Below are 18,257 nucleotides of genomic sequence, written 5' to 3'. Positions count from 1 at the left end.
TACGGGGTCGGAGCGGCGGACGAAACGACAGAAACACAACCAATTTACGGGTATTCTTAGTGGAAATACCATGGGCGATCAGGACGGCGAGCGCTACACAGCTGCCATCGGAACCAAACCCGACCGTGACGACGACCACGAGTTCCCGACACTCGATATCGAAACTGACCCTATCGACGTCGCTCGGCAGTCGCTTCCCGACTCCCTTTCCGAGTTACTCGAGCGATACGACGACGTCGTCGCAGATCGTGACCAAGCGCAGTGGGACTGGCTCTACAACGCTTTCCCGGCCTTTCGGCTCTCCTGTGTCGACACCGATCGGACGCGACAGGTTCGGATCGCAAAACTCCTCTCGACGCTGTTCATCACCGTCGCAGACGACGTCGCCGAACGCCACGGCGACCGCGAAACGTTCGCCGAACTGGCGAACGTCCCCTTCGATCACCAGCACGCGGATCCGTCCCATCCCGCCGTCGACGGGAAAATCGTCCGGTTCGGAATCGACGTCTGGAATTGCTTTCGAAGGCTATACGATGACAGCCCGCGCGCACACGAGTTCAGCGAGCAACTCCGTTTCGACGTGCGTCAGGTTCTCGCCGCGATCGAGTACTCCGCCCTCGCAAACCACAGCCCTGAACTCGTCTCGGAGCACGAACTCTGGCGATACGACGCCTACAACATGATGGTGTTCGTCCACGCCGACACCGATCTGGCGAACGCGCCGACGTTCGATGTCCAGGAGTTGTCTTCGCTCCGGCAGGCCCTCGACAGAACCCAGCGGATGGCTCGGATCGGCAACTGGCTCGCCACCTGGAAACGTGAACTCGGCGAGGGCGACTACAGCTCTGGTGTCGTCGTTCGCGCCGTCGAAACGAACGTCGTCCCCGCGACCGAACTGCGGGCTCTCGGTACCGATCCGAATCCCGACGCGCTCCGCGCGGTCGTTCGCGCAATCGAGAGCTCGACCGTCGAAGAGTATTTCCTCGATCAGTGGCGCGTGGAGTGTGCCGACGCAGCGCGGTTCGAGAAGTCACTCGAAAGCGTTGATCTGGCTGGCTATCTCGATGGATTCGAGACGATCCTGCGGTCACATATCGCGACTCGAAACGCGACCTGAGGCGAATGCACCTGCGTCGACCGCGAGTTATCGGAGCGCCGACTCGATCGCCTGGTCGAGATCGGCGATCAGATCGTCGACGTGTTCGATTCCGACCGAAACGCGGACGAGTCCATCAGTGAGTCCGGCCTCGATGCGCTCCTCGCGCGGAATGGTGGCGTGGGTCATCGGGGCGGGCTGTTCGATCAGGCTCTCGACGCCGCCTAAGCTCTCCGCGAGCGTGAACACCTCGGTGTTCGAGACGACTTCGCTCGTCTCCTCTAAGCTCGCGTCGAGTTCGAAGCTCAGCATGCCGCCGAAGTCGCGCATCTGTTCGCTGGCGATTTCGTGGCCGGGATGGGATTCGAGACCCGGGTAGTAGACGCGTTCGACAGCCGGCTGCTCGTCGAGCCACTCGGCGACGGCACGGGCGTTCTCGCAGTGGCGTTCCATCCGGACGGGGAGCGTCTTGGTCCCTCGGAGGACGAGGAACGATTCGAAGGGGCCGGGCGTCGCGCCCACGGAGTTCTGGTAGAAGCCAAAGCGCTCGTCGAGTGCTTCGTCGTCGGTCAGCAGCGCGCCGCCGACCACGTCCGAGTGGCCGCCGAGATACTTGGTCAGCGAGTGCGAAACGATATCCGCCCCGAGGTCGAGCGGCTGCTGGAGATACGGCGTGGCGAAGGTGTTGTCGATCGCACAGAGCGCGTCGTGGTCGTGGGCGATCTCGGCCGCGCCCTCGATATCGACGATCGACAGGAGCGGGTTCGTCGGCGTCTCGAGCCACAGTAGTTCCGTCTCGTCCCGGAACGCAGCGTCGATCGCGTCCAGGTCAGTCATATCGACGAAGCTGAACTCGATGTCGTAGTCCTCGTACACCTGCGTGAAGATGCGGTGGGTACCACCGTAGACGTCGTTGCCCGTCACGACGTGGTCGCCCGCCGAAAGCAGGTTGAGGACGGTGTTGATCGAGGCCATTCCGCTCGCGAACGCGCGGCCGTACTCGGCGTTTTCGAGGCTCGCGAGGTTGGCTTCGAGATCGGTTCGCGTCGGGTTGCCGGTCCGGGAGTACTCGTAGCCCCGGTGGTCGCCGGGCGCGTCCTGCTCGTACGTCGAGTTCGCGTGGATGGGCGTCATCAGCGCGCCCGTCTCCTCGTCGGGGTCCTGGCCGGCGTGAATCGACCGCGTTTCGATCCGGAACTGATCGTCGTCGGTATCCATACTGCGGTACGTGTTGCCTGCGCGGATTATTGTTGCGGACCCGCGCCGGTGACGACCGGTTCGCGCCGCCATCGGTGGCCCGTGTCAGTGACGACCGAGCGGAGCGGAAGACGTGCGTTTTATAACCATCACCGGTCAAGACGGTCGTACGACTATGCCGAAATCTAATGGCCCTCGTCAGGGAACCCGGAACAAATTATCCAACGATCCGCGAGACCGCGGTGCGTCGCCGCCACAGCGAGCGATTCAGGACTACGAGGTCGGCGAGAAAGTCCACCTGAAGATCGACCCAAGCATCCACAAGGGTCGTTTCCACCCGCGCTTCGACGGTCACACCGGCGAAGTCGTCGGGACGCAGGGCGACGCCTTCAAAGTCGAGATCAACGACGGTGGCAAGAACAAGACGCTCATCGTCACCGCAGCGCACATGCGCGCCCAGGATCGCTCCGAAGAGCGCGTCTGAACCGTCGGTACAACGTACACGTACAATGACGATCTTCAAAGAGATCGTCGACGAGGAGTTCCTGACGGTTTCGGAAACGAAGGAGCTGCTCGCCGACATCGAAGCCGACCGCGCACTGGACGAGGACCGCGAACTGCCCTACGAACTCGCTCGGGCGATCGACCACGTCAACCAGTTCACCGTCCTCGAGCCAGAGGAGGCACAGACCCTCGTCGACGACCTCCAGGACCTGGAGAAAGTCGACGAAGCCACGGCGTACAAAATCGCCAACCTCCTCCCGCGCAACCGGGACGAACTCCGATCGGTGTACGCACAGCAACGGTATTCGCTGTCCGGAGACGAACTCGACGACATTCTGAATGTCGTCGCACAATACGCCTGAAAGCGGGCCGACTCTTTAAGTACGCCGTCCCCGTATCACATGACAATGAGCGAAGTCGATAGCGACGGGACGGACGTTCGGCGCGCAGTCGTGTTGGACTACCTCGCACACGGGCTCTCCGATGACGGCCGACCGCAGTACGCGAAGTCACCCGCCGGGTACGCACTCGACACCACTGACTTTCGCCTCTACGAAGTCGCCTTCGACGAGGACGAACGCCTCACCATCGGCAGCGAAGTCGCCATCGAACCCGCAGCCGAACGCGATATCGTCACCGAAGCCAACCGCGTCGAGTACGATGCCCTCTCCTCCGGAGCACAGTCCGAACTCGAATACGTCGTCGCCGACCTCGTCGAGGAAGACGAACAGCGCTTCGTCGATTTCTACAACGACGCCCAGCCGATTACGCTCCGACTCCACCAACTCAACCTGTTGCCCGGGATCGGGAAGAAACTCCGCAACGGCATCCTCGACGAACGAAAGCGAAAACCCTTCGAGAGCTTCGAGGAACTGTCAGAACGCGTCTCCGGTCTCCACGATCCCGACGAGATCATCGTCGAACGCATCATCCAGGAACTGCGCGACGAGGATCTCAAATACCAGACGTTCGTCGGTCGCCACGAACAGGAACAGAACCATTGACGAACCACTGACGACTTCCACCCTTCACCCTTCCCCACTCACCCGCTCTCACCCTGAAAGCGGCCTCTCGGGACGTCAGCTCACCCCTGCTCCTGCGTCGGCGTCGTCTGCTGTACGATTGTCAACCAGAAGTTCTCGACCGACTGAACGAACTCGATGAAGTCGTCCGACTCGACCGGCTTCTGGAGATAGTGTTCCGCGTCAATATCGTGTGACTTGACGATCTTCTCCCCCACATCAGAACTCGTCAGAACGACGACCGGAATGTCGCACAACGCCTCCTCGTTTTTTAGTTCAGACAGGACATCGAACCCGCTCGTCCCCGGCAATTGCGGTTCAAGTAGGATGAGATCGGGTTGTGGCTTGTCGCTGTAGGCATCGCGCTGATGAACGAAATCCAGTGCTTCTTCCCCGTCCGAAACCGTATGCACGCTGTTCGTAAGGCTTGCATCCTTGAACGATTCCGTGAAGAGCCGAGTGTCACCAGGACTGGGCTCAACGAGCAAAATTTCGATCGGCTCATCCTCCACATCCAAACTCATACACCTACATTTGCGCGGGAGGGTAAAACAACGAGGATTCATTCTCATTGCCGAGCACATCGGCGAACGGAAACCGACCCGGACTCGAGACGGTGCGTTTACACCATCTCTCCCCATAGCGCCAGCAATGAGAGATCCAGACGGACTGATCGCCCGCGCAGGCGTCCGCGGCGATCCGGACCGCGATCAACACTTTCTCGTCGACGACCGCGTCCTCGACCGACTGCCAACCTATCTGACGGACTGCGATCCCGAGAGAACCACCCGTACCGGTACCGAGGCCACCACAACTCCCACTGAAACCGCGACCGCAACCGAGACCGAGACCGCTCCCGACACCATCGACACCAGCCACCTCCTCGAAATCGGCGGCGGCACCGGCGCACTCACCGATCGCCTCCTCGAACTCGGCACCGAAACCGACCAGGTCACCGTCGTCGAACGCGACAGCGAACTCGCATCCTTCCTCCGCACCGAGTTCAGCGACGAGATCGATGCCGGGCGACTGACCGTGATCGAAGGCGACGCGCTCGAGGTCGACCTCCCCGAGTTCACGGCGTCGGTGTCGAACCTTCCCTATGGCGTCTCGAGCGAGATCACGTTTCGCTTGCTTCCGGAGGGACGGCCGCTCGTCTTGATGTTCCAACAGGAGTTCGCCGAGCGGATGGTGGCCGAGCCCGGCACGTCTGAGTACGGCCGGCTATCGGTATCGACTCAGCACTACGCCGACGCCGAACTTGTCGAGTCGATTCCGAAGGAGGCGTTCTCGCCGCCGCCGGCGGTCCAAAGTGCAGTCGTGCGATTGTGTCCCCGTGAGCCCGACTACGAAGTCGCCGACGAGGACTTCTTTCTCCGGTTCGTCAAGGCGCTGTTCACCCAGCGCCGGAAGACGATTCGAAACGCGATCCGAAACACGGCCCACATCTCCGGACTCGACGCTCCCGAGATGGTTGTCGACGCAGCCGACGACGACCTGCTTCAAAAACGCGCCGACGCGATGGCACCCGCCGAGTTCGCAGCGCTCGCTGAACTCGCGAGCGACGTTGGCGCGCCCGAGGGCGGGGACGAGTAGGCCGAACGGATAGTCACGAGTTGTGTCCAAATCGGGCGCGAAACGAACTGACCGACGGATACTCAAACCTTCGGTGACGAGAGAATCAGAGACGAGCATCCTATGGTTGTAGATGTGGGGCTTCTCGGAACCGGATCGGGGCCTGGATTCGACTGGCTCGCGGACACGTTCGAGGCGACCGAACTCAAGGTCCTCGTGACGGTCGTCGCGGCCGGCCTGTTGCTGGCCGTGTTACTCTCCTACCGGCGACTCCAGCAGTGGATCTGCGAGCGGAGTCGGCCGCTCTACGGGGATATTGCGTCGACCGTCGTCCTGACAGGGACCTGTGTGTTGTCGCTATCGGTCGTCCTCGGCGTCTGGGGCCAGACGAGCGAGGTCCACAGACTCTACAGCGAACTCGATATCGGCGGCGAAGTCGTCGCACAGGTTATCATCTCGTTTATCCTCCTCGTCAGCACGTTCATCGTCGTCCGGTTTCTCAGACGTGTCCTGGAGGAGGTCCTCGACTCCGCTTCGGCCGTGACCGACCACCAGCGGGAGATCACTCGCCGACTCACGCAGGTGATCGTCTGGTCGATCGCGCTCATCGTGATCCTCGGCGTCTGGGTCGACGATCTCGGCAGCCTCCTCGTCGGTGCCGGCTTCCTCGGTATCGTCGTCGGTATGGCCGCCAGACAGACCCTCGGGACCGTCCTGGCCGGATTCGTCCTGATGTTCGCCCGCCCCTTCGAGATCGGCGACTGGATCGAAGTCGAGAACGAGGAAGGGATCGTCACCGACATCTCCATCGTCAATACCCGAATTCGGTCGTTCGACGGCGAGTACATCATGATCCCCAACGACGTCATCTCCGCGGGGACGGTGACGAACCGTTCGCGACGCGGCCGCCTCCGCATCGAGGTCGAGGTCGGCGTCGACTACGAAACCGACATCGAACGCGCCACCGAACTCGCCGAATCGACCGTCGACGAACTCGAGTTGACCCTCTCTGCACCCGGCCCGCAGGTCGTCACCAAGCGATTCGGCGACTCGTCGATCGTCCTCGGCGTTCGCTTCTGGATCGACAAGCCGAGTGCCAGACGCCGCTGGCAGGCACAGACGGCCGCAATCAACGCCATCAAGCAAGCCTTCGACGACGAAGACATCGGGATTCCGTACCCCCAGCGTGAACTCTCGAGTCGCGAACAGACCACTGTTCGGATCGGCGATGGTGATAACACGTCGAAGACGACCGACACGGCATCGCGGGAGTATCAGATGACCTCGCCGGAGGAGCAGTGACCATGGATTTGAAAGACCAACGAGGCGTCGAAACTGACGTCTATCAGCCCGCCGAGGATTCCGAACTCCTCGCCGAATCGGCGTGTGACCACCTCGGGAAGCGGACGCGGGACCGGCCCGACACGACCGTGCTCGAGGTCGGGACCGGATCGGGGTACGTTGCCAGCCGCGTCGCCGACGAGACGAACGCGCGCGTAATCGCATCGGATCTGAACCCACACGCCGTGGGACAGGCGCGACGCGAGGGCGTCGAGGCGGTCCGAGCCGACCTCATCTCGCCGTTCGCCGACGACGCGTTCGACGCCGTGTTGTTCAACCCGCCGTACCTGCCGACGGACCCCGACAACGAGTGGGACGACTGGATGGAACACGCCCTCTCGGGCGGGGAGGACGGCCGGGCCGTCATCGACCCGTTTCTCGCATCGGTCGGACGGGTACTCGACCCGGACGGTGTCGTCTACCTGCTCGTCAGCAGCCTCACTGGCGTCGACGAGGTGGTCGAGCGAGCGGGAGTGGAAGGATTCAGCGCCGTTGCGATCGCCGACGAGTCGTTCCCCTTCGAGACGCTGACGGTGCTCACATTACTCCAGTAGCCGACCGCCCGGATCGCCACTGGCTGGCACTACTGTTCCGAGTTGGGACATCCTCCAAACACTGAAACTATAACATCCGAAATTTCTTACAGGTTGTAGCCTTTCGAAATTCATTTGTCGTGTCACTAATGATTGGAATCCGTGCCACCGAGAACACCCCTCCTGTTTCCCGGTCAATACTTCGCCAAAACTGACGACCCGCTGCCACTTTCGCTGGGCGTCTTTGCCCTGTCTCTCCTGACGAGCATCATTGTTGGTGACCCTCGCACTCGTCACCGCTGAGGGAACCACGACGAATACGTTCACGGATCTCGAACCCGCTGAACTCGCGACCGGAACCGAGTTCCTCTCACAGACATCGTCGACGCTCAGCAACGTCGTTCTCCCGCTTGCCGTCGTCCTCTGGAGTGTGTATATCCTCACACAGGGTGTCGATGCAGCAAACGAGGACGTGCCGTTCGCCGGTGCGTTCGGCGCAGCCCTCATCGTCGGGTGTGGAGTACTGCTCTTTGAGTTCGTCTGAATCCTCTTCCTTCTCTCACTTCGTTACCAGCCATCCCGTCTGTGCCCGTCTCGTCACCCGTGCAAACTCCCCCACCCGCATCCGAACAATTACTACCGTGTATTAATATGGATGGAAAATATTAAGCGTCGGTATAGCCTATCCGGAACCACGATGACTGAGTACGTTTCGACCACACCGGGGCTCTTTCCGCTCCCGGATTGGGCGAAAGACGACCTCTCGGATCTCAAGGGCCACCAGAAACACGACCTCATCAGCGGCGACGAGGACGACGAAATCGCCGCCGCCTACGAGGACGCCCGCGAGGAGGTGATCGAGGGACAGCAGGACGCCGACCTCGACCGCATCGTTGAGGGCCAACTTCGCTGGGACGACATGCTCGCCCACCCCCTCGCCGTCCACGACGCCGTCGAAACCCGCGGCATCGTCCGCTATTACGACAACAACAACTTCTACCGCGAACCCGTCGTCACCGACGACCTGGACTTCTCCGGCGACGTGGCAACCGAACTCGAGACGGCCGCTGAACTCGCGGACGGCGACGACCTGCAGGCCGTCCTGCCCGGCCCCTACTCGCTCGCTGACCTGGCGACCGACGAACACTACGGCGACGAGGCCGCGTTCCTGGATGCGATTGCGGACTTCCTCGAAGCCGAGGCGGACGCCTTCCCCGAGCACGAGACACTGTTCCTGCTCGAGCCCTCGCTGGTCGAACACGCACCCGAAGACGGTGTCGACGAGCGCGCGAGCGAGGCGATCGATCGGGTTGCGGGCGCGGTCGACGCCGACGTCGTCGTCCAGCCCTACTGGGGCGCACTCGAGGAGAAGGTCTACGCCCACCTCCTCGACGCCGACATCGATGCAGTCGGCTTCGACTTCGTCGCGAACCAGGAGGACAACCTGTACAACATTCAGGAGTACGGCACGACCGACGACATCTCGCTCGGCCTCGCCGACGGCCAGAACACGCTCGTCGAGGATCCCGAAGCGATCCGCGAGCGCGTCGACTGGATCTACGACCAACTGCCCGTCTCCGCGTTCGAGACGGTCTACCTGACGACGAACACCGAGACGTTCTACCTCCCCTACGCCAAATTCGAGGCGAAACTCGCCGCCCTTGCCGAAGCCGCCGAACTCGCCGAGGTGAAAGCCGCATGAGCCCACACACACCCGTCAACGAGAACAAAGACCAGTTCCGATCCGACGACCACGACACCGACCACTTCCTGCTGACGACCGTCGTCGGCAGCTATCCAAAGCCCAAGTGGCTCAACCGCGCGAAAGAACTCTACCAGGATGACGATCACGAGTTCGACGCCGAGGACTGGCAGGAAGCTAAGGACGACGCCGCCCGACTCATCACCGCGGAACACGAACGCGCGGGTCTCGACGCCGTCGTCGACGGCGAGATGCGCCGGAACGAGATGGTCGAGTTCTTCGCCCACCGGATCGAGGGCTACGAGTTCAACGGCCCGGTCAAGGTTTGGGGGCACAACTACTTCGACAAGCCCTCCGTCGTCTCGGAAGTCGAGTACGACGACTCCTGGCTGGTCGACGAGTACGAGTTCACCGCGGCGGCCAGCGACCGCCCGGTGAAGGTACCGATCACCGGTCCGTACACCCTCGCCAACTGGTCGTTCAACGAGGCCTACGACGATGACGAGGAACTCGCCTACGACCTCGCCGATCTCGTCAACGAGGAGATCGAAAAGCTCGTCGAGGCGGGTGCACGGTACATTCAGATCGACGAGCCGGCGCTCGCGACGACGCCGGACGATCACGCCATCGTCGGCGAGGCCCTAGAGCGCATCGTCGCCGACATCCCGGAGGAGGTCCGCATCGGCCTGCACGTCTGTTACGGGGATTACTCGCGCATCTACCCCGAAATTCTCGAGTTCCCCGTCGACGAGTTCGACCTCGAACTCGCGAACGGCGATTACGAACAGCTCGACGTCTTCAAAGACCCCGAGTTCACGAAAGACCTCGCACTTGGCGTCACCGACGCCCACGTCGCCGAGGTCGAGTCGGTCGAGCAGATCGAGGAGAATATCAAGAAGGGACTGGAGGTCGTCCCGCCGGAACAACTGGTCGTCTCGCCGGACTGCGGCGTGAAACTGCTGCCCCGCGAGGTCGCCTATGGCAAGATGGCGAACATGGTCGAGGCCGCGCGCAACGTCGAAGCCGCCCTCGACGCAGGTGAACTCGATATCGAGCGCAGCGCGCCGACGCCCGCCGACGACTGAGCCGACGGTTTCGCGGCGTTTTCTGGCTGTTTCTCGGCGGTGACCCCCGGCGGCCTCAGCACGACGCGAATCCGCCGTGTGCGCGACTCGTCAGCCGCGGGTTTCGATGTGCCGCCCGACCCGCTCGAGTCCCGCCTCGAGTTCAGCGGTGTGGAGTCCGAAGCCGATCCGGAATCGATCGGGGTAGCCGAAGACGTCGCCGGGCGCGAGGACGACGCGCTCGGCCTCGAACAGCGATCGACAGAACTCGGTTCCGTTCTCGAATCCGTCCGGAATCGTCGGGAACCCGTTGACGCCCGTCGGTTCGAACCACGCTAAATCGTAGCGAGAGATGAACTCGGCGACGCGGTCCCGGTTGGCCTTCGCGTGGGCGCGGTTTGCATCGAGGATGTCGTCCTCCGCTGTGCCGAGCGCCTGCTGAGCGATGTGCTGTCCCAGAATCGGGGGCGAAATCGTCGTGTAGTCCTTCCACTTTCGGACCGCGTCCGCGAGTTCAGTGTTCGCAACGACCCAGCCGAGACGCGCGCCGGTGAGGCCGTAGGATTTCGAGACGCCGGCGGTCGAGATCGCTCGCGGCCCGAGCGCCGCGGCCGGGGGATGCGGATCGTCGGCGAGCATCCGATACACCTCGTCGACCAGAAGATATGCGTCGTTCTCCTCGACGAGGTCGTACAGCGCCTGCAGCGTCTCCGGTCCGAGGTACTTGCCGGTCGGGTTGCTCGGATTCGTGAGGACGACGAGCCGGGTATCGGGGGCCATTGCGTCCGCGACCGCGTCGACGGAGAGGTCCCAGTTTGGCGGCTCGGTTCGGACCTCGGTCACGTCGCCGACGGCGGCCGGGACGCTCGTGAGCGACTGGTAGGTCGGCGAGACGACAACGCTGTGATCCCCCTCGTCCAAGAGCGCCATGAACGTGAGGTAGTCCGCCTCCTGCGTGCCGCAGGTGAGGACGACTTCCTCGTCGTCGCGTCCGTAGCGCTCGGCGATTTCGGCGCGGAATGCCGGCGAGCCGTCGGTCGGGATGACGTAACCGAGTTCGCCGACGTCGAGGTCGAACCGGTCGGCGGGAAGGCTTCGAACGCCGCTTTCGGCGAGCATCACGTCGGCATCGGACTCGTATTCGTCGAGCCATCGCTCCAGTTGGAAGGGGGGTAACTCCATACGGAGTACAGCCGGAGAGGAATCATATACGTTTACCGGGTGGTGGAACGCGAAACAACACCGCGTATGTGCCATGAAACCACGGCCCGACGACATAGTCGTCACCTGGTAACCCGTATATCAGGAAATATATACGTGTGTGGCGTTGCAAGGGTGAGTCGATGCAAGAGTCTCTTTCAGTTTCTCACGAACTCGACGACGAAGTCGCCGAATACCGCGATCCCGACCACGAGATCGACCCGCTGTTTGTCAACCGCTGGTCGCCACGCGCGATGACCGGCGAGTCGCTCGACGAATCGGAGTTCCTCCCGCTGTTCGAGGCCGCCCGCTGGGCTCCCTCCGCGTTCAACAACCAGCACTGGCGATTCGTCTACGCCACCCGCGAGGACGACGAGTGGGACACGTTCGTCGACCTGCTGAGCGAGGGCAACCGGGCCTGGGCGAGCGACGCCGCCGTTCTCGCCGTCATCGTCTCGAAGACGACCTTCGACCACAACGGCGAACCCGCGCCGGTCCACTCCTTCGACACCGGTGCCGCCTGGCAGAACCTCGCGCTCGAAGGCGCGCGCCGCGATCTCGCCGTTCACGGCATGGCCGGCTTCGACTACGAACGCGCCGCGACCGAACTCGACGTACCCGAGGAGTTCGCCGTCGAAGCGATGTTCGCCGTCGGCGAGCGGGCACCGGTCGAGACGCTTCCCGAGGACTACCAGGAGCGCGAACAGCCGAGCGACCGCAAGCCGGTCGACGAGATCGCCTTCCGCGGCGAGTTCGAGTAAGTCGAGCCGACAGCTGAACTCGTACGAGAGTCGAAACACGCAGACGAGTCCGTTGCCGGGTGCTGTGTGCCGTGTGTCGTCCGTTCCCTTCGATTGTAACTGGGATCGACCCGTCGCTGTTCGACTGGTAGCCGAGCCGCCGGTTTAGTTAGGGTTGGTAATTTCCGAGATACGTTGTTATTGATCGAAGAACGCTGCTGATACAGCGCCGATAGTCCGAAAATAGTTATTCGGGAGAGAGTTGCTGTCTCTGGGCATGCCACCGGAACGATCATTCGATCGGGGTAGCAGTGGTGCATCACGACGGACGTTCGTCAAGGCGACGAGCGCGATGGCAATCGGAACCGGCGCAAACAGTGCCGTGGTCGGTGCGGGGGAGTCGAAGACGGACGCCGATCCGGAGACGAGGGACGATATCGAACGCCGTCTCGAGTCCATGACGGTCAGACAGAAGGTCGGACAGATGACCCAGGTTGCACTCGGCGAAGCGGGCGAAGGGTTCGACCCGGACGATCCGTTCGAAACGCACGACGAACCCGAGACGGTCGGAGCCCTGTTTACGGACCTGCACGTCGGGTCGATCCTCAACGGCGGCGCGTCGGGGCCGACGTTCGACGGCGAGGAGTTCGTCGCGGGACTGAACGGGTTACAGCGGTATGCCATCGAGCAGACGGAGCACGGCGTTCCGTTCCTCTGGGGCGGCGACGCGCTCCACGGGAACGGCCTGCTCGACGGCTGTACGAGTTTTCCCCAGCGGCTCAACATGGGTGCGACGCGCGACATTGACCTGGTCGAAGCGGCAGCGGTCCAGACCGGGTCGGAGATCGCGGCGATGGGCGGTCACTGGAACTTCGGACCGACGGTCGACATCCTGCGGGACATGCGCTGGGGTCGGTACTTCGAAGGGCACAGCGAAGATCCGATGCTTCTCGGAAAGTTGGCCAGGGCTCGTGCGCGCGGGTTCGAACGAAGCGGTCGCGTCGCGGCGACGGTCAAGCACTTCGCCGGCTACGGAACGCCGAACACAGGCAGTGATCGTGCACATGCTCGTACGTCGATGCGAGACCTCCGGACCAGACAGTTACCGGCGTACGAGCGAGCGCTTGAGGAAGCCAAGACGGTGATGGTCAACAGCGGCGCGGTCAACGGGAAACCGGCGCACGTCTCCGAATGGGTCCTGACGACGGTGTTGCGCGAGCGATACGGCTTCGACGGCGTGATCGTCAGCGACTGGGACGATTTCCTGCGCCTGCTTACCAATCACGAGTACCGTCCGAACACGGACGATGGGTGGCGGTGGGCGGTCAAGGAGGGCATCACGGCCGGCGTGGATATGCACATGTGCGGCGGCGAGGTGTCCCCGGCCGAGTTCATCGAGACGGCGGTCGACCTCGTCGAGAGCGGCGAGGTCCCCGAGGACCGGATCGACGAGTCGGTGCGTCGCATCCTCGAACTCAAGCGGGAGCTCGGACTGTTCGAGCAGCCGCTCGTCCGGGAGGATCGGATCGGCTCCCTCGTCGGCGGCGCACGGGACGTGTCCGCGAAACTGGCAAAGGAATCGCTGGTGCTCCTCAGGAACGAAGACGATGTACTGCCGCTCGAGGGGACCGAACGGGTGTTGCTAACCGGCCCGGGAGTCGAGGACGGAACACCGAACCAGTTCCTGATGCAACACGGCGGCTGGACGCTCGGGTGGCAGGGCGTCGAAGACGGCGACCTGACCGAGGACGGACCGCGCCCGCGCCAGACAACTGTCGAGGGTGCGATGAAAGAGCGACTCGGCGACCGACTGACGCACGTCCCGACCGAGTTCGAGGCCGCGCCCTACGAGAGCATCTACGAGAACTTCGACAACGGCTTTTTCGACGTGACCGACGCGCAAGAGCGTGCAATCCGCGAGGCGGCGTCCGCTACAGATGCTGTCGTCGTCGTCCTCGGCGAAGGCCCGCACAACGAAGGCTTCGGCGACCGCGACAAGATGCGCTTCCCCGCAGCCCAGCGCGAACTCGTGGCGCTCGTCGACGCGGCGACCGGCGACGACGTTTCGCTCATCGGCGTCGTCCTCGCCGGTAGTCCGCGCGGAACCGCAGAGACGTTCGACCGTCTCGACGGCGTCCTGTTCGCCGGCCAACCCGGGAGCGACGCGGGCGTCGCGATCGCCGACACGCTGTTCGGCGACTACAATCCGTCGGGACGACTCCCGTTCACGTGGGAGGCCAACGTCGGCCACGTCCCCCAGTGTTACGACGACTATCCGCCCCGACAGTCCGTCGACGCGGGCGCACAGACGGTCCAGTTCGAGTTCGGCCACGGGCTCTCCTACACCGACTGGGCGTATACTGGGCTGTCGCTGTCGGCGTCGACCATCAAAAATCCCGCATCGAATCCGACGATTACGGCCCGGGTTACCGTCGAAAACACGGGCGAGCGGGCCGGCGAGCACATCGTCGAGGTGTACAACACCGAGTCCTACGGGTCGGTCCTCCAGCCCCACCGTCGGCTGCTCGGCTTCGATCGAGTTCACGTCGCGGCTGGCGAGAGCAAAACCGTCGCAGTTGAACTCGATCTCTCGACGCTCGAGGTCGTCCCCGGTGACGTGCCCGGCTGGAAGCCGACGGTCGTCGAGGCCGGCGAGTACGAACTCTCGGTCGGCGAGGAGACGGCGACGTTGACGATCGAGAAGACGGCGTCGATCACCGATCCGAAGCCGGCCCCCGGTCGGAACGGTTCCGCCGGCGGTCGCTGTGACGACTGAACCGGTGAGATCCTGTTTCGTCGGCGACGAATTGACTGCGAGCGCGACGTGACGATCCGCCTCGGTACGCCGGCGCGCTTTTGCGATACAAACATCTAACCCGGACACCGCTGAAAGGGTAACCATGACCCTCGACGTCGGCGTTCTCGGCTATCGATTCATGGGCAAAGCACACGCAAACGCCATGGCGCGGCTGCCGATGTTCTTCCCGGACGCGCCGGCGATCGAGCGCTCCGTCCTGGTCGGCCGCAACGAAGAGACGCTGCGCGAGGCCGCCGACCGACTCGGATTTGACTCGATCTCGACGGACTGGGAAGCCGTCGTCGACGATGTCGACGTCTTCTACAACCTCGGCCCGAACCACGTCCACCCCGAGCCCTCGATCGCCGCGCTCGAAGCCGGCACGCCCGTCTTCTGCGAGAAACCCCTCGCGCCGACGCTCGAGGAGGCAGAACGGATGGCCGAGGCAGCGGCCGACGCCGGCGACGACGTGCCCGCCGGCGCCGCCTTCAACTACCGGTTCGTGCCCGCCATCCAGTACGCGAAGGGCCTGCTCGACGCGGGTGAACTCGGCGAGATACGCCACGTTCGGGGTCGGTACCTCCAGGACTGGCTCGTCGATCCCGAGGCACCCTGGGAGTGGCGACTCGACGAAGATCTCGCGGGTGCCGGCGTACTGGGCGATCTGGGCGCGCACACGGTCGACCTCGTGCGCTTCCTCGTCGGCGACGACGACCTCGCCGGCGACATCGAACGCCTCAGCGGGCACTTACAGACGTTCGTCGACGAGCGCCCCGTCGACGACGGCGACGAAACGAGACCCGTCACCGTCGACGACGCCTACTCCGCCCAACTCGAGTTCACAAACGGCGCGATGGGGACGCTCGAAGCAACCCGGTACGCGACGGGGCACAAGAACGACCACACGATCGAGATTCACGGCTCCGAGGGGAGCCTGCGCTTCTCCCTCGAGCGACTGAACGAACTCGAGGTTCTGCGCGACGGCGACCGGGGCTACGAGACGATTCTCGTGACCGACGAGGACGATCCGTACCTCGACCACTGGTGGCCGCCGGGCCACGTCCTCGGCTGGGAGCACACGTTCGTCCACGAGAACTACGAGTTCCTGAGCGCGGTCGCAGACGGGCGATCGTTCGCGCCGAACTTCGACGACGGACTGGCCGCCCAGCGCGTCCTGGCGGCGATCAAGGAGAGCGACGAGCGCGGCGAGCGGGTGTCGCTCGAGTAATCGAGTCCCTGTGGCCCGCGACGAGCGACGGGGCGTTCAGAGCGAGTGAACGGAACGCGTGTGCGTGCCCGTCACTTCATCACTGAGAGCGCGGGCTCTCGGAGGACTGCACTCGCGGCTCCGAACTCGTAACCAGGAGTGCGCCGATCCCGAGGACGAGCATGGTGATTCCCGAGAGAGCGAGGAGTGCGGCGTAACTGGCGAGCATCGTCAGGCGAACGCCATGGAATCCTCGTTTCGTCGGCCGACATACGGCGTCACACAGCCCGAAGAACGACAGTGCTGTTCGGAACCCCGTCGAAACTCCGCTTATTCGAGCACGATGCAGGTTCGCGTTCGCCCCACGTTCTCGTCGGACTGAATCTGCTCGGTGACCAGCGACAGGAGTTCCTGATTCGAGTCGGCTTCGACTTCGGCGATGATGTCGAACTCGCCGGCGATGATACTCGCCCGAGTGACCGCATCGAGTTCGCGGAGCGAAGCGAGGACGGGGCGGGCGGTTCCGGCGGCGGTCATGAGCAGGACGTACGCTTCTACCATGGAGTTCACCACCAGTTGAGAACAGGTGCTACGGGCGGATATAGCTCTATACAGCCAGTAGAGACGGTTCGGATAGTGAGGGAATCGCCTCACGGACAGTACTGGGACGCGTCGATCAGGTATCCGTGTCAGTATTAGTACCAGTGTCAGAGTCAGTACCAGTATCGGTGGCAGTCTCGTCGTCGATCTCGGTCTCAGCCTCAGTCCCAGTTTTGATCCTGATCACGGTCCGAATCTGATCGTACCGGGGACTTCCCTCACCGGGCGACCGACCGTCGAGTTCGAGATAGCCAGGTTCGATGCCGGTCACCTCTCCCGTGGCCGAGACATCATCAGCCCCTGTTCGATCAGCCTCTCGAACTTCGACGGTGTCACCGACCGTAACGTGTTCCTCGACGAGTCGAGACGCTTCGTCGGTGCTGGCATCCCGCGGAATCGTAAGTTCGGTCATGAATGGGTATGAATACTCCGGCGGCGAGACGGGTAAACGCACACACGTCAAGCGACGGGAGGTTTTGTACTCGTGTCGATCGAGTTCGCGCTTGCGGGACCGCGACGCGCCGGCGAGAATCGTTATATGCGAGGACGCGAGTCGGTACAGTACTGTCGCCATGACGGGGCCACAAAACGGAGCGGGCGAGCGGGATCGGGCGCATACAAAACAGGGTTCGACAATTGAACTCGCGGGCGGGTTCAGCATTCACGACTACCGGACGAAACTGAAGCTCCTGAAGGACTCCGGCACGACGCGAACGCTCGAAAACCGCGAGGGGTTGCTGTGTCCGGCCTGCGAACGCGAGTTCGATCGACTGTTCGTCACCGAGGAGCAAACGACGTCCTTCGAGACGCCGGCAGAGCGCCCGTTCTGTCTCGCCCGAACCGACGAGAAATTGTTGGTGTGTACGCACTGATGCAGCCCGAGGGATAGTTACGAACTCGTCGGCGGAGATTGCACGACAGCCTCGATGAACCGATCGTGCTGTGCCCGCGATTTGTCGCTGTTCGTCGCGTTGTCTCGAGCGGCTGAACCCGTCTTTCGGCGCGACATTCAGCGGCAGCCGGTGACTGCTTTATCTCTGTGCAGCGCGTGTGATTAACCAACACATGAACGTGTGAGCACACGATGACTGCACGTTCGACTCGATTTCCGTCCGATGATGCGGCTTCCGGGAGCGGCGATCAGAAACCAGTGGGACAGGACCGTGACTACCGAGTTCAGGACTACATCCAACCGCTTGCGTTTCCCGCTGGCGCAATCGTACTTGCACTCGCCCTGAGTACCGTCTGGAACATGGCCCTCGTCGACGCGTTCTTGCTCTCGTTTCTGGTCGTCACGGTCGGGATCCAGGGGATCTGGGCGTTTCTCGGCCACTACTTCAGAGCCGAGACGGTCGCTGCTCTCATCGGCTGGCCGGCCGGGAATCCGTTCCAGACCGAAATCGCGTTCGCGAACCTCGCGTTCGGGATCCTCGGCCTCCTCTGCGTGGTCTACCGCGGCGAGTTCTGGATTGCAACCGTGATCGGCATCTCGATCTTCCTGCTCGGTGCCGCGTCCGTCCACATCCGCAATATCCGCGAGCAGGGGAATCTCAATCCTGCGAACGCGGGCGGGATTCTCGTCACCGATATCCTCACCCCGATCGTGTTGCTCGGACTCCTCGCGCTGCGATACCTCCTGTAGGAACTACCCGCTGTAATCCGCTTCTACACCCCGTACG

At 62.9% G+C, this 18,257-nt stretch carries 21 protein-coding genes; 15 read left to right on the top strand and 6 right to left on the bottom strand.

Annotation, left to right across the window (positions count from 1 at the left end):
* The first annotated feature begins 70 nt into the window (after positions 1-70).
* Positions 71-1,117, top strand: a complete 1,047-nt coding sequence (locus C484_RS03940; RefSeq protein ID WP_049915034.1) for a terpene synthase family protein — start codon at positions 71-73, stop codon at positions 1,115-1,117.
* Positions 1,118-1,144: 27 nt separating this feature from the next.
* Here C484_RS03940 and C484_RS03935 read toward each other — a convergent pair whose 3' ends face one another.
* Entirely contained in the window at positions 1,145-2,314 is a 1,170-nt protein-coding gene (locus C484_RS03935) for a cystathionine gamma-synthase (RefSeq protein WP_006665970.1), read from the bottom strand.
* Between the two features lie 154 nt (positions 2,315-2,468).
* Here C484_RS03935 and C484_RS03930 point away from each other — a divergent pair, with 154 nt between their 5' ends.
* Genes C484_RS03930 through C484_RS03920 form a run of 3 tightly spaced genes read left to right on the top strand, consistent with a single transcriptional unit; the run spans position 2,469 to position 3,801 of the window.
* The gene (locus C484_RS03930) at positions 2,469-2,777 is read left to right on the top strand and encodes a 50S ribosomal protein L21e (protein WP_006108446.1); all 309 of its coding nucleotides are present in this window, start codon (positions 2,469-2,471) and stop codon (positions 2,775-2,777) included.
* A 25-nt stretch (positions 2,778-2,802) separates the two neighbouring features.
* Positions 2,803-3,159, top strand: coding sequence for an RNA polymerase Rpb4 family protein (locus C484_RS03925; RefSeq protein WP_006108447.1), 357 nt, complete (start codon positions 2,803-2,805; stop codon positions 3,157-3,159).
* A gap of 45 nt (positions 3,160-3,204) precedes the next feature.
* Positions 3,205-3,801 (top strand): DUF655 domain-containing protein, encoded by a 597-nt coding sequence (locus tag C484_RS03920; protein WP_006824670.1) that lies wholly within the window; start codon positions 3,205-3,207, stop codon positions 3,799-3,801.
* An 80-nt stretch (positions 3,802-3,881) separates the two neighbouring features.
* On the opposite strand, the gene C484_RS03915 is transcribed toward C484_RS03920, so the two are convergent.
* Positions 3,882-4,343 carry a response regulator gene (locus tag C484_RS03915; RefSeq protein ID WP_049915018.1) on the bottom strand — a complete coding sequence of 154 codons (462 nt, stop codon included), beginning with the start codon at positions 4,341-4,343 and terminating at the stop codon, positions 3,882-3,884.
* Between the two features lie 127 nt (positions 4,344-4,470).
* Here C484_RS03915 and rsmA point away from each other — a divergent pair, with 127 nt between their 5' ends.
* The 6 genes from rsmA to C484_RS03885 all read left to right on the top strand — a co-directional run bounded on the left by rsmA (position 4,471) and on the right by C484_RS03885 (position 10,055).
* Positions 4,471-5,415 (top strand): 16S rRNA (adenine(1518)-N(6)/adenine(1519)-N(6))-dimethyltransferase RsmA, encoded by a 945-nt coding sequence (gene rsmA, locus C484_RS03910; protein ID WP_006824668.1) that lies wholly within the window; start codon positions 4,471-4,473, stop codon positions 5,413-5,415.
* A 102-nt stretch (positions 5,416-5,517) separates the two neighbouring features.
* Positions 5,518-6,696 carry a mechanosensitive ion channel family protein gene (locus C484_RS03905; protein WP_049915017.1) on the top strand — a complete coding sequence of 393 codons (1,179 nt, stop codon included), beginning with the start codon at positions 5,518-5,520 and terminating at the stop codon, positions 6,694-6,696.
* Between the two features lie 2 nt (positions 6,697-6,698).
* Positions 6,699-7,289, top strand: coding sequence for a HemK2/MTQ2 family protein methyltransferase (locus C484_RS03900; protein WP_006824666.1), 591 nt, complete (start codon positions 6,699-6,701; stop codon positions 7,287-7,289).
* A 256-nt stretch (positions 7,290-7,545) separates the two neighbouring features.
* Positions 7,546-7,812 (top strand): hypothetical protein, encoded by a 267-nt coding sequence (locus C484_RS03895; RefSeq protein WP_006824665.1) that lies wholly within the window; start codon positions 7,546-7,548, stop codon positions 7,810-7,812.
* 153 nt (positions 7,813-7,965) lie between these two features.
* A complete protein-coding gene (locus C484_RS03890; RefSeq protein WP_006824664.1) occupies positions 7,966-8,970 on the top strand; it encodes a cobalamin-independent synthase MetE in 1,005 nt (334 codons plus the stop codon).
* Positions 8,967-10,055: a methionine synthase gene (locus C484_RS03885; protein WP_006824663.1), complete on the top strand. Its 1,089-nt coding sequence runs from the start codon at positions 8,967-8,969 to the stop codon at positions 10,053-10,055. The genes C484_RS03890 and C484_RS03885 overlap by 4 nt, the downstream gene beginning before the upstream one ends.
* A 90-nt stretch (positions 10,056-10,145) precedes the next feature.
* Here C484_RS03885 and C484_RS03880 read toward each other — a convergent pair whose 3' ends face one another.
* Positions 10,146-11,216, bottom strand: a complete 1,071-nt coding sequence (locus tag C484_RS03880; protein ID WP_006824662.1) for a pyridoxal phosphate-dependent aminotransferase — start codon at positions 11,214-11,216, stop codon at positions 10,146-10,148.
* Between the two features lie 161 nt (positions 11,217-11,377).
* On the opposite strand from C484_RS03880, the gene C484_RS03875 reads away from it, so the two are divergent.
* The 3 genes from C484_RS03875 to C484_RS03865 all read left to right on the top strand — a co-directional run bounded on the left by C484_RS03875 (position 11,378) and on the right by C484_RS03865 (position 15,999).
* Complete coding sequence (locus C484_RS03875) at positions 11,378-11,995, top strand: nitroreductase family protein (protein ID WP_006665960.1); 618 nt, start codon at positions 11,378-11,380, stop codon at positions 11,993-11,995.
* Positions 11,996-12,251: 256 nt separating this feature from the next.
* On the top strand, positions 12,252-14,750 hold the full coding sequence (locus C484_RS03870; protein WP_006824661.1) for a glycoside hydrolase family 3 protein: 2,499 nt from the start codon (positions 12,252-12,254) through the stop codon (positions 14,748-14,750).
* Positions 14,751-14,874: 124 nt separating this feature from the next.
* A complete protein-coding gene (locus C484_RS03865; protein ID WP_006824660.1) occupies positions 14,875-15,999 on the top strand; it encodes a Gfo/Idh/MocA family protein in 1,125 nt (374 codons plus the stop codon).
* 79 nt (positions 16,000-16,078) lie between these two features.
* Here C484_RS03865 and C484_RS24545 read toward each other — a convergent pair whose 3' ends face one another.
* From C484_RS24545 to C484_RS03855, 3 genes are all read right to left on the bottom strand, one after another.
* Positions 16,079-16,207 (bottom strand): hypothetical protein, encoded by a 129-nt coding sequence (locus tag C484_RS24545; protein ID WP_275040109.1) that lies wholly within the window; start codon positions 16,205-16,207, stop codon positions 16,079-16,081.
* Positions 16,208-16,308: 101 nt separating this feature from the next.
* Positions 16,309-16,539, bottom strand: coding sequence for an Lrp/AsnC ligand binding domain-containing protein (locus C484_RS03860; protein WP_006665956.1), 231 nt, complete (start codon positions 16,537-16,539; stop codon positions 16,309-16,311).
* Between the two features lie 115 nt (positions 16,540-16,654).
* The gene (locus tag C484_RS03855; RefSeq protein WP_049915033.1) at positions 16,655-16,990 is read right to left on the bottom strand and encodes a hypothetical protein; all 336 of its coding nucleotides are present in this window, start codon (positions 16,988-16,990) and stop codon (positions 16,655-16,657) included.
* 160 nt (positions 16,991-17,150) lie between these two features.
* On the opposite strand from C484_RS03855, the gene C484_RS03850 reads away from it, so the two are divergent.
* Both C484_RS03850 and C484_RS03845 read left to right on the top strand, forming a co-directional pair.
* Positions 17,151-17,450 carry a DUF7385 family protein gene (locus C484_RS03850; protein ID WP_006824658.1) on the top strand — a complete coding sequence of 100 codons (300 nt, stop codon included), beginning with the start codon at positions 17,151-17,153 and terminating at the stop codon, positions 17,448-17,450.
* 212 nt (positions 17,451-17,662) lie between these two features.
* On the top strand, positions 17,663-18,220 hold the full coding sequence (locus C484_RS03845) for a DUF6790 family protein (protein WP_006824657.1): 558 nt from the start codon (positions 17,663-17,665) through the stop codon (positions 18,218-18,220).
* Positions 18,221-18,257 lie beyond the last annotated feature (37 nt).

It is taken from the genome of Natrialba taiwanensis DSM 12281 (assembly GCF_000337595.1).
In the GTDB taxonomy this organism is placed as follows: domain Archaea; phylum Halobacteriota; class Halobacteria; order Halobacteriales; family Natrialbaceae; genus Natrialba; species Natrialba taiwanensis.
Note: the sequence above shows the minus strand (reverse complement) of the source record. Positions and strands in the feature narration are given on the sequence as shown.